Origin of the sequence: Pseudomonas sp. GXM4, assembly GCF_008923895.1 — a bacterium.
GTDB lineage: Bacteria > Pseudomonadota > Gammaproteobacteria > Pseudomonadales > Pseudomonadaceae > Aquipseudomonas > Aquipseudomonas atacamensis.
In genome coordinates this window covers 1-13,553 of sequence record NZ_WBRZ01000153.1, presented here as the reverse complement: position 1 = coordinate 13,553, position 13,553 = coordinate 1, and the positions used below count along the sequence as shown (strand labels likewise).

14 protein-coding genes are annotated in these 13,553 nt (G+C 58.7%); 2 read left to right on the top strand and 12 right to left on the bottom strand.

What is annotated here, in order from left to right; translation table 11 throughout:
- Nucleotides 1-17: 17 nt before the first annotated feature.
- From F8N49_RS18220 to F8N49_RS18165, 12 genes are all read right to left on the bottom strand, one after another.
- Entirely contained in the window at nucleotides 18-1,817 is a 1,800-nt protein-coding gene (locus tag F8N49_RS18220) for a S9 family peptidase (RefSeq protein ID WP_151552033.1), read from the bottom strand.
- The gene (gene pqqE / locus F8N49_RS18215; RefSeq protein WP_076564357.1) at nucleotides 1,783-2,943 is read right to left on the bottom strand and encodes a pyrroloquinoline quinone biosynthesis protein PqqE; all 1,161 of its coding nucleotides are present in this window, start codon (nucleotides 2,941-2,943) and stop codon (nucleotides 1,783-1,785) included. Before pqqE ends, F8N49_RS18220 begins: the two co-directional genes overlap by 35 nt.
- A complete protein-coding gene (gene pqqD / locus F8N49_RS18210) occupies nucleotides 2,915-3,190 on the bottom strand; it encodes a pyrroloquinoline quinone biosynthesis peptide chaperone PqqD (RefSeq protein WP_016772874.1) in 276 nt (91 codons plus the stop codon). The genes pqqE and pqqD overlap by 29 nt, the downstream gene beginning before the upstream one ends.
- On the bottom strand, nucleotides 3,187-3,939 hold the full coding sequence (gene pqqC, locus F8N49_RS18205) for a pyrroloquinoline-quinone synthase PqqC (RefSeq protein WP_024014556.1): 753 nt from the start codon (nucleotides 3,937-3,939) through the stop codon (nucleotides 3,187-3,189). Before pqqC ends, pqqD begins: the two co-directional genes overlap by 4 nt.
- A 139-nt stretch (nucleotides 3,940-4,078) precedes the next feature.
- Entirely contained in the window at nucleotides 4,079-4,990 is a 912-nt protein-coding gene (pqqB, locus tag F8N49_RS18200) for a pyrroloquinoline quinone biosynthesis protein PqqB (protein ID WP_151552032.1), read from the bottom strand.
- A gap of 81 nt (nucleotides 4,991-5,071) precedes the next feature.
- Entirely contained in the window at nucleotides 5,072-5,146 is a 75-nt protein-coding gene (gene pqqA / locus F8N49_RS18195; RefSeq protein ID WP_003444522.1) for a pyrroloquinoline quinone precursor peptide PqqA, read from the bottom strand.
- Between the two features lie 156 nt (nucleotides 5,147-5,302).
- Nucleotides 5,303-7,714, bottom strand: coding sequence for a pyrroloquinoline quinone biosynthesis protein PqqF (gene pqqF, locus F8N49_RS18190; protein ID WP_151552031.1), 2,412 nt, complete (start codon nucleotides 7,712-7,714; stop codon nucleotides 5,303-5,305).
- A 38-nt stretch (nucleotides 7,715-7,752) separates the two neighbouring features.
- A complete protein-coding gene (locus tag F8N49_RS18185; protein WP_151552030.1) occupies nucleotides 7,753-8,547 on the bottom strand; it encodes a carbon-nitrogen hydrolase family protein in 795 nt (264 codons plus the stop codon).
- 12 nt (nucleotides 8,548-8,559) lie between these two features.
- On the bottom strand, nucleotides 8,560-10,242 hold the full coding sequence (locus F8N49_RS18180; RefSeq protein ID WP_151552029.1) for an NAD(P)/FAD-dependent oxidoreductase: 1,683 nt from the start codon (nucleotides 10,240-10,242) through the stop codon (nucleotides 8,560-8,562).
- Nucleotides 10,243-10,457: 215 nt separating this feature from the next.
- Nucleotides 10,458-10,919 (bottom strand): Lrp/AsnC family transcriptional regulator, encoded by a 462-nt coding sequence (locus F8N49_RS18175; RefSeq protein ID WP_016772879.1) that lies wholly within the window; start codon nucleotides 10,917-10,919, stop codon nucleotides 10,458-10,460.
- A gap of 387 nt (nucleotides 10,920-11,306) precedes the next feature.
- On the bottom strand, nucleotides 11,307-12,017 hold the full coding sequence (locus F8N49_RS18170) for a hypothetical protein (protein WP_151552028.1): 711 nt from the start codon (nucleotides 12,015-12,017) through the stop codon (nucleotides 11,307-11,309).
- Between the two features lie 13 nt (nucleotides 12,018-12,030).
- Nucleotides 12,031-12,660: a DarT ssDNA thymidine ADP-ribosyltransferase family protein gene (locus F8N49_RS18165; protein ID WP_151552027.1), complete on the bottom strand. Its 630-nt coding sequence runs from the start codon at nucleotides 12,658-12,660 to the stop codon at nucleotides 12,031-12,033.
- Between the two features lie 99 nt (nucleotides 12,661-12,759).
- Between F8N49_RS18165 and F8N49_RS18160 the strand changes: the two genes are divergently transcribed.
- Both F8N49_RS18160 and F8N49_RS28055 read left to right on the top strand, forming a co-directional pair.
- A complete protein-coding gene (locus F8N49_RS18160; RefSeq protein ID WP_151552026.1) occupies nucleotides 12,760-13,308 on the top strand; it encodes a hypothetical protein in 549 nt (182 codons plus the stop codon).
- A partial coding sequence (locus tag F8N49_RS28055) for a hypothetical protein (protein WP_151552025.1) occupies nucleotides 13,274-13,553 on the top strand: 280 nt, incomplete at its 3' end. The genes F8N49_RS18160 and F8N49_RS28055, both read left to right, overlap by 35 nt.

Here is a 13,553-nt window from a genome sequence, read left to right as displayed (position 1 = left end):
AGTTTCAAAGTGAGGGCTCAGTCAGTTAGCCCCATCACTCGCCGATAAAACGTCCACTCCTGCTCCAGCGCATGTGCCTGGTTGGCCGCGCGGCGGAAGCCGTGGCGTTCGTCAGGGTAGTAATGCGCCTCGACCGGGATGCCGTTGTGCTCCAGCGCCGCGACCATGTCGCGGGTCTGTTGCGGCACGACCACCGCGTCCAGTTCACCCTGGAAGAAAATCACCGGCACGCGAATATTGTCTGCGTGCAGCAATGGCGTGCGGGCGGCATAGCGTTCGGCATCTCGCTCGGGATCGCCGATCAGCCAATCCAGATAATCGCCCTCGAACTTGTGCGTGGCCCGGGCCAGCGCGACCGGGTCGCTGACGCCGTAGAGGCTGGCGCCTGCGCGGAAAACCTGCCTGAACGCCAGTGCACACAATGTGGTGTAACCACCTGCACTGCCACCGCGAATGAACGCGCGGTCACCATCGATCAAACCTTGGCCAGCGAGATAGCTGACCACCGCGCAGGCATCCTCGACATCCACCTCGCCCCAGCGCAGATGCAGCGCTTGGCGATATTCGCGACCATAGCCACTGCTGCCGCGATAGTTGAGGTCGGCGACGGCGAAACCGCGCTGCGTCCAGTACTGGATGCGCGGATCGAGGATCGGATAGCACGCCGACGTCGGGCCGCCGTGGATAAACACCACCAGCGGCGGTTTCGCTTCACCGCTCATGGCCGGGTAGAAGAAACCATGCGCCTCGCCGGAGCCGCTCGGATAACGCAAGGTCTGCGGACGGCTGATGCGTTCGGCAGGCAATGGAGCCACGCCGCCAGCGAGGATTTTCACGGCATGCGAGACACGATCAATGGCGATCACTGCCGACGGGCTGGTCGGCGATGCAGCGATGCAATAGATGAATTTTTGATCCATCGCCAAGTGGCGGAAGCGGCTGTAGTCACCGCTGAAATCTTCATTTCCCAGGGCCAGGCGCCCGAAACCATCCTCGCTCCAGCTGGCTAAAAATTGATCACCGACAGGCAGCCAAGTGCAGCCGCCCAGTTGCCAGGGCGCGGGCGCGTGATCGGCCTTGGCACTCGGTAGCGCGTGCAAGCCATCGGACGTTTCGACCCATGGCTGCCAGTAGCCGCTACGATCTGTCAGGCAGTAGAGCCGGCCGTCGGCGTTGAAGCGCGGCTGCTGGATCGACTCCTCCATCTGCGTACCGGCAACACAGCGAGGCGCAGAAAAATCGCCTTGCGCGACCATCAACCGCGTCGAGGTCCACGGCTGATGCGGCCGACTCCACTCGATCCACGCCAGCCGCTGGCCATCGGGGCTGAGCGTTGGCGATGCATAAAAATCCGCACCCTCGGCCAGCACCTGTCGCGTACCGGTCGCCAGATCAATTGCCACCAGGCGATGCCGATCCTGCTGCTCTTCAACCGCCAATACCCGGCCAGCGGCAAATTGCAGATCACCATAGCGACAGTCAGTCGACGTCAGCGCAACCGGCTCGCCACCCAGCGCTTGCCGATACAACTGCTGATCCGCTTCATTGACGAAAACCACCCCGTCAGGCGTCAGACAAAACGCACCACCGCCATATTCGTACACGCGGCTACGCACGCTGAAGCCGTCCGGCGTCAGACGTTTCGCCACGCCATCGCGCCAATGCCAGATTCGGCACGCGGCATCCTCGGGGCGGTATTCATTCCAGAACAAGCCATGGGCGCCGAGCTGCAGTTCGGCGAAGTCGGTCCCGGCGGCGACGGCTTGGGCGGCGCTGAAAGGCTCAGCCCTTGGCGATGAGGCGTGAGTTTCGTTCATTGCGAAAGGCCAATTGTTCGATGGTTTGAGTGGCGGTCTCGGCTTCTTCGCGGGCCTGCAGAATCACGCCGTGATGTTCGGACTTGCTGCACACCGGGTCGGCATTACTGGCGTCGCCGGTGAGCATGAACGCCTGGCAGCGGCAGCCGCCGAAGTCTTTTTCTTTCTCGTCGCAAGAGCGGCACGGCTCGGGCATCCAGTCGTAACCGCGAAAACGGTTGAAGCCGAACGAGTCGTACCAGATGTGCTGCATGCTGTGATCGCGCACGTTGGGAAACTGCACCGGCATCTGGCGGGCACCATGGCAGGGCAGGGCGGTGCCGTCCGGGGTGACGGTCAGGAAGATGCTGCCCCAGCCGTTCATGCAGGCTTTCGGGCGTTCTTCGTAATAGTCCGGAGTGACGAAAATCAGCTTGCACGGATGCCCTTCGGCTTCCAGCCTGGCGCGGTATTCGTTGGTGATGCGTTCGGCGCGCACCAGTTGCTCCCTGGTCGGCAGCAGGCCAACACGGTTGAGCTGCGCCCAACCGTAGAACTGGCAAGTGGCGAGTTCGACGAAGTCAGCCTCCAGCGCAATGCACAGTTCGATAATGCGGTCGATCTTGTCGATGTTGTGCCGATGGGTGACGAAGTTCAGCACCATCGGATAGCCGTGGGCCTTCACTGCGCGAGCCATTTCCAGCTTTTGCGCAAAGGCCTTTTTCGAGCCCGCGAGCAGGTTGTTCACTTGCTCGTCGCTGGCCTGAAAACTGATCTGGATGTGATCGAGCCCGGCCTTTTTGAAGTCGCTGATTTTCTGCTCGGTCAGGCCAATGCCGGAGGTGATCAGGTTGGTGTAGAAACCCAACTGCCGCGCTTCACGGATAAGTTCGGCCAAGTCCTGACGCACCAGCGGTTCGCCGCCGGAAAAGCCCAATTGCGCCGCGCCCATCTCCCGCGCTTCACGGAACACCTTGATCCATTGTTCAGTGGTCAACTCTTTGCCCTGCTCGGCAAAATCCAGTGGATTGGAGCAGTACGGGCATTGCAGCGGGCAGCGGTAAGTCAGCTCGGCGAGCAACCACAGCGGCAGGCCGACTTGCGGTTTGGCCGGCAGATCAGCCAAGGGTGAGCCAGTGTTGCTCACGGGCAACCTCCATGAATTGCTCGACGTCGTCACCGAGCTCGGGCACGCCGGGGAACTGCTTGTCCAGTTCGGCAATGATCGCCGCGACATCACGCTCACCGTCAATCAGGCCGCCAATCAGCGCGGCCGTTTCGTTGAGCTTGATCATGCCTTCCGGATACAGCAAGACATGGCCCTTTTGCGCCGGCTCGTATTGGAAGCGATAGCCCGGGCGCCAGCTCGGCACTTTGCTGCGGTCGAAACTCATAAGATGATTCCTTTATGCCAGACCCGTTGTTCGGTCACGCTGTGATACGGCGGACGGTTCAGTTCATAGGCCATGCTCATGGCATCGAGCATGCTCCAAAGAATGTCCAGTTTGAACTGGAGAATTTCCAGCATGCGCTCCTGGCCTTCGCGGGTCTTGTAATGCTCAAGGGTGATCGCCAGCCCATGTTCGACGTCACGCCGCGCCTGACCGAGACGGGTGCGGAAGTATTCGTAACCGGCCGGGTCGATCCATGGGTAATGCTGCGGCCAGCTGTCCAGACGCGACTGGTGGATCTGCGGCGCGAACAGTTCGGTCAGAGAGCTGCTGGCGGCCTCCTGCCAACTGGCGCGACGGGCGAAGTTGACGTAGGCATCGACGGCGAAACGCACGCCGGGCAGCACCAGTTCCTGGGAGCGCAATTGGTCCGGATCGAGGCCAACAGCCTGGCCCAGACGCAGCCAGGCTTCGATGCCGCCATCTTCACCGGGTGCGCCGTCGTGGTCGAGCAAGCGCTGAATCCACTCGCGGCGGATTTCCCGATCCGGGCAATTGGCAAGGATCGCCGCGTCTTTCAGGGGAATGTTCACCTGATAGTAGAAGCGGTTGGCGACCCAGCCCTGAATCTGCTCGCGGGTCGCGCGGCCTTCGTACATCGCCACGTGGTAGGGGTGGTAGATGTGGTAATAGGCGCCTTTGGCGCGCAGGGCCGCTTCGAATTCGGTGGGGGACAGCGGGGTGTCGGTCATGTCTTTTCTCCGGGAACAACCCTGGAAATCTCTGGTGTCTGTGCTGGCCTCTTCGCGAGCAGGCTCGCTCCCACAGTTGATCGCATTCCAATGTGGGAGCGAGCCTGCTCGCGATAGACCGCGCAGCGGTCTCGATTGCTTAAAGCACGATACTCATGCCATCAAACGCCACTTCAACATTACGCCGCACCAGCTCGGCGCGCTCCGGGGAATCCTCGTCGAGGATCGGGTTGGTGTTGTTGATGTGGATAAGTACCTTGCGCTGCTCGGGCAACTGCTCCAGCACTTCCAGCATGCCGCCGGGGCCGTTCTGCGCCAGATGGCCCATCTCGCGACCGGTACGGGTGCCGACGCCACGGCGCTGCATTTCATCGTCATCCCACAGCGTGCCGTCGACCAGCAGGCAATCGCTGCCCGCCATGATTTCCAGCAGCGGCGCATCGACCTTGCCCAGCCCTGGCGCGTAGAACAGCTTGCCGCCGGTGCTGAGGTCTTCAACGATCAAACCGATGTTGTCGCCCGGATGCGGATCGAAACGGTGCGGCGAATACGGCGGCGCGGCGCTGCGCAATGGCAGCGGGGTGAAACGCAGATTCGGGCAGGCGGCTACGGTGAAACTCTGGTCGAGCTCGATACGGTTCCAGTCCAGCCCGCCGTTCCAGTGGGTGAGCATCTTGAACAGGGGAAAACCGGTGCTCAGGTCTTCGTGAACCATGTCCGTGCACCAGACCTGATGCGGGCAGCCTTCGCGCAGGCTGAGCAGGCCGGTGGTGTGGTCGATCTGGCTGTCCATCAGGATGATCGCGCTGATGCCGGTGTCGCGCAGGGCGCGGCCCGGTTGCATCGGGGCGAAGCTTTGCAGTTGCGCGCGGATGTCCGGCGAGGCATTGCACAACACCCAGTTCACGCCGTCATCGGAAATGGCGATGGACGATTGGGTGCGGGCCTTGGCGTTCAGGCTGCCGTCGCGAAAGCCTGCGCAGTTGACGCAGTTGCAGTTCCACTGCGGAAAACCGCCACCGGCGGCCGAACCCAGAATCTGGACGAACATGAACGCTCCATCATTTCAACGCGGAAAATAAAACGCCTCGGCGAGCCGAGGCGTTGCACTGCGATTCTGCGTAAGCAGAACTCAGCGGCTGGCGAAGTACATGGTGACTTCGAAGCCGATACGCAGGTCGGTGTAAGCAGGTTTGGTCCAGGCCATGAGATGTCTCCTTCTGAGGGTTGGGATAGCGCTATCCATAGTTATAGTCCACGGCAGCGCGGTGATGTTCCAATTAGTTAGGCGGCTATGTTACTCAAAATTTCAACGCCGTGACCCGTGAATCTTTGAGAAAGCTCCTTGCAGCCTCGGTAATGATCAGTTTATCGCTTGCCACGGCGCGTCCGGCATCGATTCATTGGCCAGGCAATGCCAGCCGCCCTCGGCGTTGATCAGACGCTGTGCAGCATCGAGTAAAGCCTGGCGATTCAGCTGCTGGATCGCCGCGACCAACTGCTCACGATAATCGGACGAATGGCCAGCGAGTTTGCCCTGCCACAGCAGCTCGGCAGCATCCTTGGCGGAAAGCGTGGCGTCGTCGAACTGACCGGCGAGGCTTTGGCGCTGCTGCTTGAGGCTTGCGTCATCGAGCGTTTCGATCAACGCGGCAATGCCGTTGAAGAACTCCTGCATGTATTCGAGCAACTTGCCCGCCGGGTTCTTCGGCGATTGCACGCCAAAGACAATCGCGGTCATGCCGTGCACCTGACGCAGAGCGCTGAACACGGCGTACCCCAATTGCAATTCGACGCGCAGGCGCTGGTAAAAAGGCGTCTGGCACACCTGAGCCAGAAGGCGCCATGCAGCTTCATCAGCGATGTCGCGGCTGGCAGTCGGGCAGACCAGCAGCAAGGCGTGTTCGCTGGAGGCTGTGTTGATCTGGCTCCATTGATACTGGCCTTGTGTGGTTGGCATGACCGGTAGCTGAGTGTCCGGTGTGCCGGGAATGCGGCTCAGCGCCAGGCCCAAGGCTGATTGCGTTTGTTGGTTAAGGCCTAGAGCGAGGCCGTCCCAGCGCGAAGTTTTCCACAGCTGATTGGCGTCATCGCTGGTTTCAATCGTGGGCAGGGATTTCTCTGGCAACGCTTCGAGTAATTGGCGGATCGGCATCGACGGTATCTGCACCTCGTCGCGCGGCGAATCGGCGTCGATCATCGTCAGACATTTCAGCGCATGCTCGAGGATGCTGGGCATCGGTTCCTGTAGTCCGGTCATTTTCAGCAGGCATTGGTTACCTGCGGCGCTGAAAGACAAGTCCACTCCGGCTTCGGACGCATCCTGTCGGGTCTGGCGCAGACTGCGCTGCAATCTTGCGCGCAGATCGGCGCTGGCCGCCGTCTCGACCTGCCAGCGCAGGTAAATCGCGCCCTCATCGCTGTTGTCCGGCAGGGCCAGGCTGAACTGCATTGGCGATCGCTCGCGACGGCTGCGCGAGCGATCCTGGGCGAAGGTGCGCAGGCCACGGTGGGCGCTGGTCTGGCCGCGAATCAGACCGGCGTTTGCCAGTGGCTCGCTGGCTCGCAGAAAAGGATTGGCGGCGGGCAGGTGCCAATGATCGCTGAAGTTATCCACAACGCCGCTTTCGCGAAGGATGTGCTCAAGTGCGGTAGCGCCGGATTCGGACAGGCCGAATGCTTGCTGCTCGATGTCGGTTCGCGCCAGTTGCAACGCGCCGCTGACTTGCTGCTGGCGCTGAAGCAGGGCGGCGTATTCCTCGCGCAACGGCGTCCAGTCCTGACGGGCGAAGAAGCTCAGCCAATCCAGCAGGCGTTCGCGAATGGTATCCAGGCGGTCGCCGCCAGCATTGAATTGAAGATGCAGCAGCGCTTGGCCGTCGAACTGGTAAAGCGGCGTGGCTTTCAGGCTGTCAGCCAGATTCTGTTGATGCAGGTATGCGAACAATCCGCCAGGTTTTGCGCTATTCCACCAATGACAGAGAAAAGCCATCGCCTCGGCGGATGACTCTGGCAACGCGTCGAAAGCAAATAACAGGTTCGTGTGAGCGCCGACCTGTTGATAACTTTTCACTGCCAACGGTGGCGGTGCGGCCTGGGCAACTTTATCCCCAACCGGCAACACCGCTGCGAATTGCTGCGCCAGCTCCCGAAGCTCATCGATACTTTGCGGCCCGACCAGACTGAGGGTCATTTGCCCGGTTCGATAAAAGCGCTGATGGAAATCTTTCAGCGCCGACTGAAACCCAGGCGATTCGACCTGCAAGCTGTCCCGATTGCCCGCATGAAAACCGCGCAGCGGATGCTCCGCTGGTAAACCTTCATACAAGGCAAACTGCTGTTGCGCTGTCGGATCCTGCGACCAGGCGACAAACTCCGCCTGCAGCACTTCCCGTTCACGCAGTTGATCGTCCAGATTCATCCGTGGCCGGGCGAGCATGTCTGACAGACGCTCGAGCCCCGCGCTGAAGGACGACACAGGCAACTCGAAGAAAAAGTCCGTGGTGCGCTCACGGGTGCTGGCATTCACTTGGCCGCCGTGACGTTGCACGTAGGCCATCAGCCCTTCGTCTGTGGGAAAACGCTCGGTGCCGAGAAACAGCAAGTGCTCGAGAAAATGCGCCAGCCCCGGCCATGCCAACGGCACGTCATGGCTGCCGGCCGCCACGCGCAACGCGGCAGCGCTGCGCTTGAGACCGGGCACGTGGCGCAGGGTCACGCGCAGGCCGTTGGCCAGGGTTTCAGAGTGGGGGCGGGGATGAGTCGGCGCAGGCATGGGCACTTCCAGAACAGTGAAGTGCCCATGCTAGCGGATTAGCGGCGGTTGAGCGCGCCGTAAAGCTCCGGGCGGCGATCGCTGAGATAGCGATTGGCCTGACGTGAGTCGTTCATCAATTGGCGGTCCAGTTCACCGACGATCAACGCTTCGTCCAGACCTGCCAGGGCGATGCGGCTGCCGTCCGGCGCGGCAATGCTGCTTTGCCCACAGTACTGAATATCGCCTTCATGGCCGCAGTAATTGGCATAAGCCACGTAGCACTGGTTTTCGAAGGCGCGGGCACGCACGGTGACATCGGCGACGAAGTCGAACGGAATCATGTTGGCCGTAGGCACCACGATCAGCTCGGCGCCGGCCAAGGCCAGGCGCCGCGCGTTTTCCGGAAACTCCAGGTCGTAGCAGATCAGGAAGCCGAGCTTCCAGCCGTTCAATTCAACCACCGGCAAGTCGGAGTCACCGGGGCTGAACATCGATCGGTCGAGGTCGCCGAACAGATGTGACTTGCGGTAATTGCACAGGCGCTCGCCGTGGGCGTCGATCAGTTGCACGGCGTTGTAGATCTGACCGTCGGCGGTGCGCTCCGGATAACCGTAAACGATCGCCAGACCCGCAGCCTTGGCAATCCGGCCGATCTGCTGCGCCCATTCACCGTTGTAGACCTCGGCCAGCGTGCTCACCGCTTCGGCGCCGATGTTGTAACCGGTCATGAACATCTCCGGCAGCACCAGCAGGTCGGCGCCCTTGGCCTCCATCGCTACTTGATGCAGGCGATGCAGGTTGGCGGCGGGGTCCAGTGGCAGCGGTGGACATTGGTAAACGGCTACGCGCATCGGGGAATCCTCTTACTCGGGCAGGGCGATAGGGCCGATGTCTTTGAACACATCACCCGGTCCCGGGTTCTCTTTATGTGTGGATCCGCCGAAATGTTTCATGATGCCCCACACCGCGTTGAGCGAAGTCTGCACTGCGCCTTCGACCCACGCCGGTGTCCACGACACGTCGTCGCCGGCGATGAAAATCCCGCGCTGCTCGGCCGGCATGTCGTCCTGCATGAAGTGCGCGTACATGCGCTGGTTGTAGCGGTAATGGCCGGGCAGGGCGCCTTTGAAGGCACCGAGGAAATACGGATCGGCTTCCCACGACACGGTGATCGGGTCGCCGATGATCCGCGCGGCGATGTCTACTTTCGGGTAGATCTTTTTCAGCGCGTTCAACGCCAGCTCAACGCGTTTTTCCACCGGATGCGGGAGCATTTTCAACGCGTCGCTCATCCACGAGTAAGACAGGCAGATCACCCCCGGCTTGTCGTCGCCGTTGTCGAACAGATAGGTGCCACGGGTCAGGCGATCGGTGAGGGTCATGCTCATCACGTCGCGGCCGGTCTCCGGATCCTTGTCTTTCCAGAATGGCCGGTCGACCATCACGAAGGTTTTCGACGACTGCATGTAGCGCGTGCGGTCGAGGGCCATCCACATCTTCTGCGAGAACAAGGTTTCATCGCATTCGATCTGAGTGGTCAGCAGCCAGCTCTGGCAGGTTGTCAGGACGGCGGCGTATTCGCGGGTGTCACCGTTGTTGTCGGTAACGGCGAAACGGCCCTCCGGTGCATGAGCAATTTTCTTCACACCGGAACGCGGCGCGCCACGGTGCAGGGATTTCAGGCTGGTGCCGGCCGGCCAGTGCACGCAGCGCTCCGGCACATGGCGCCAGATGCCCTGCGGCACCTGCTCGACGCCACCGACCACCAGGTGCTGGTGATCGTCGCAATTGGTCATTACCACGCGGAAGATTTCCAGCATTGAATTGGGAAAGTCCGAATCCCAGCCGCCGGTGCCGAAACCGACCTGGCCGAATACTTCACGGTGCTGGAACGACAAGTTGGCGAAGGCTTTCGAGGTGGCGACGAAGTCGTAAAAAGTCCGGTCGTCCCACAGCGGCACCAATTTGTTCCACAGCTCTTTCAGGCGCGGCACATCGCGATCACGGATGGCTTGCTGGATGTCGGAGAACTGCGAACCGGCTTCCAGCGCATCTGCCCAGGCGTCAGCCACTTCCTGAAACAATGCAGGAAGATCCTTCAGGCTTTCGGCGTAATAGGTTTCGCCTTCCAGATCGATCACGGTGCTGCCAGAAGCGCCGGTCAACGGGTTGGGAAAAGGCTTGGTTTCGAGGCCGAGCTTGTCGACGTAGTGGTAGAACGCTGTGGAGGACACCGGAAAGCGCATGCCACCGAGCTCGGCGACGATGGCATCGGTGCCGTTGAAGGCCTGCGAGCGCAGACGACCACCGAGTTTCGACGCCTCGTACACCACCGGCTTCAAACCGAGTTTCATCAGTTCATACGCAGCCACCAGACCGGCAATACCCGCGCCGACAATCGCCACCTCAGCGCCATGGTGCTGCTCGGGAATGCTCCCCAGGCCGGCGGGATGCTCGATCCAGTCGTCAAACGCGAACGGAAAGTCCGGACCGAAAATGGTGACTGGTTTTTTTCCGTCTGCAGGATGGCGATTGTTCTTGTTCATGGCTGACCTTATTGGCGACCCGACGCAGGATTCGCGTCTGAGTATAGGAAAAGATGCCAGCCATTCTAGGGAGCGTGGAGCGCGTTAATAAGACGCAATGTGTCGTCGTTTTGCCTGATTGTTGTGCAGACTGACGATTGCGGGCTGCATACCGACCAAAGAAGTGGGAGCGGGCGTGCTTGCTAAGCGGCTCAGCCAGAATGCCCGGCCAATGCTCAGACCGGCTGCCCGCGATCAATCTTGCTGCTCAGAATGATCGAAGTCGTAGTTTTCTCCACCCCATCGACGCTGCCAATCTGATCCAGCAATTGATCCAACTGCTCCGGCGAATCGGTGCGCAACCACGCCACATAATCAAACTCGCCACTCACCGCACACAGCTGCTGCACCTGCGCCATCGCACTCAAGCGCCGCAGCACGTCCTTGCCGGAACGCGGCTGCACCTTGATCCCGACGTAGGCTTGCAAGCCACCATCGACCACACGCTGACCCAAGCGCACGCCATAACCGGTGATTACCTTGGCCTTTTCCAGGCGGGCCAGACGCGACGTCACCGTCGTGCGAGCAATGCCTAGCTGACGGGCGAGCATGGCCACGCTTTCGCGGGCGTTGATTTGCAGCGCGGCGATTAGCTGGCGGTCGATTTCGTCGAGGATGGGTTGGCGGGTGTCTGGCAAGGGGGACTCCGGTGGCATGGGACAATCAGGTTAAGGATGGTACAGGGACAATCGCGTTGGGGCTTTCTGCGTTCTCTCAAACGGATTTTCCTGCGCAGTTCCAGAACGTTGCGCCCGCCAAGACGAAACCCAACCACTCGCCCACAAAAAAGCCGCGCATTCAGCGCGGCTTTTCAATTTGGTGGGCCCACACGGACTCGAACCGTGGACCAAAGGATTATGAGCCCCTAAAAGGGTCCAGTATCCATTCGCCCCTACTAAGAAAACCTGGGAGCACAGGTCGATTCCTTCCCATATTTCCATAGTGTCCACGACGGGAATGGACACTTTTTGGACATTTCAAGCACGGAGCTGAGCCGCGAGTAAGACGGCTTTACCCTATTCGGATCACCCAACCCAGTCATCCTGTATCGTATCATTCTGATGAGCGTTGCTGATCACTGCACTCCGGACAACTCGCAGAAAGGACTCCTTCGAAGCTGTCGCGGTCTCAAGCATGCGTTGTTTGTAAAGAGATACGAACAGAGCGATTGAGTAGGCCTGACAGTTGATTGACTTTTCGGGGTTGAATTCGATGTCGGTAAAAGCCGAGTACTCCAGCAATGATTCAATTACTAATTTCGGCTGTTTCTTTAACGCATTTATATACAGCCAGTCGTAGAATGCAGTACGAGGCTCAAGATCCCAGTCGGTGTTGAAGAAGCTGAATTTTACTAGTCGGCCAGATGATCGGATTCGTTCGTCTTTTTTTGCCTCCCGTGATGTCAAGCCGAATATGTCTTTATAAGGGCCTCCATGCTCAAAAACTTTACTGCCTTGAAAGGCGCACTCGACGCTCATCGTTAGGTTGTGCTTGAGCGTTGTAAACTCTAAGTTAAAGGCGCTCAATGCGATGCCTAAATCACTTTTTGATTTACTGGATACCTCAAGAATACTGTCAATTTCAGGCGTGGCCTCCCGCGCTGCCTGATGAAGAGACTCAACTGACTTCTGCTTCTGTGAAACAGACATTCCGGGAAACCACTTGAAATCAACTAGCTTTGTCTGAGCTAGAGTTTCTTTATCAGGCGTAGGAATGAAAATCGGTCTTTCGGCCATTATTTTACCTTGTTTATCGGACGTAGGAGCGGGCTGCAAAAAACCCTTTTCCCGCCTGATTTACTTTTAGGTTACGCGTACCACATAAGTGTCTATTGGCGTTTAGCGCTGCATCGTTTTCAAATGCTATGCCGAGAATCAGTTCGGGCTCTATAACGTCAAAGACCAATACCTCGGCTTGTGCGTCGGTAGGGTCATAAGCTCTCAACCGCTGGTCAGTTCGGGATGGGTAGTCCGCTATTTCCGCAAACATCCCTTGCATCGCATTAATGGTCTGCAAGTCCTCTAGCGCCTGGCGACTGATACGTCCATCGGCCGCATTATGGCAGCAAAAAGCACAGTTTTTTTGCCAAAGCACTGACGCGTCAAGGCCTAGGACCACCCAGTCTACGTCAGGATTATCCTGGCGGTACTTATAGAACATACGATAATTCGGAAAGCTGATGGAAAGAGAGGTTCCATCTAGATGACCATCAAGCCGTAGCTCGTCGTTTATCTGCGGATTGACGCCAATTTCGTCCTTACGGCTAATGGGGTAGAGACCATGCTGAAGGATCGATGGAAGATTGACAGTTCTTGTGAAGTGTACAAGAAAGGGGATCTGGAGAGCTTGCGATTGGGTTTGAAAGGCCTGCCGTGGCATATGGAATCCTCTAATGGCTAAGTGCTATTCCTGCCAACAGTAGACCAACAATTCCGTTCCTGCCGCTTCCGAATCGAATTTATTTTTTTGCGCTGGTAAGTGGCGCATCGCTGGCAACCCTTCACCAGCCTCGCCGCTGACCTTCACACTGCTGCGCTTAAGCCAAAAAAACCTCTTATCACGGTTTCAAGCAATCGTGCTTGGAATGACGAGATCTTAAGTGATGGATCGTTTCTCACAAAAAATGAAGCCTGTTTTTCGCTGTTTTACAGAGCGTTGCATTCGGTGAAGAATTTCAGTTCGCCACGAATTGCTGTATTTGCCTGCGTCCACCGCTGCTTTTCCTATCGAGAACGTTGCGCAAAATACCGAGTACATGGCCTGCCGGCGGGAGGGGGAAAAGTGCTTTCCTACCTGCCGTTTCGTTTCGGTTTGGATCTTGATCTGCGTGCAAATCGATTTTCGAAGAACCATTTGGACTTGAAGCTAGGATCATTGAGCCTAGATATCGCTTTTGATTTAGGCTCATTGAGCCTAGTATTGATTTCGTTGGTGGCATGCAGAAAGCCACTCGACTCTGAGGGGGCTAGTCATGCCGCCGACGGAGAACGAGATGAGACTCTTTCAGATGGCGACCATCCGTACTGACTTTCCCGATGCGCATTTTTGGATCGTTAGGCGGGGCTCAATCAAGCGTTGCGGTGAACCTGTTCGAAGCTTCAACCCCGAGCACATCGGGATTCGGGTAGAGCGAACCGATCTGTTGTTACCGGATTATCTGTTCTACTGCCTCGAAGCGATTCACCGGCGTGGGGAATGGCAAAAGATAGCTACCGGTACGTTGAGCTTGGTCAATATCCGTGTTTCAGACGTTCGCCAAATCGAGCTGTCAC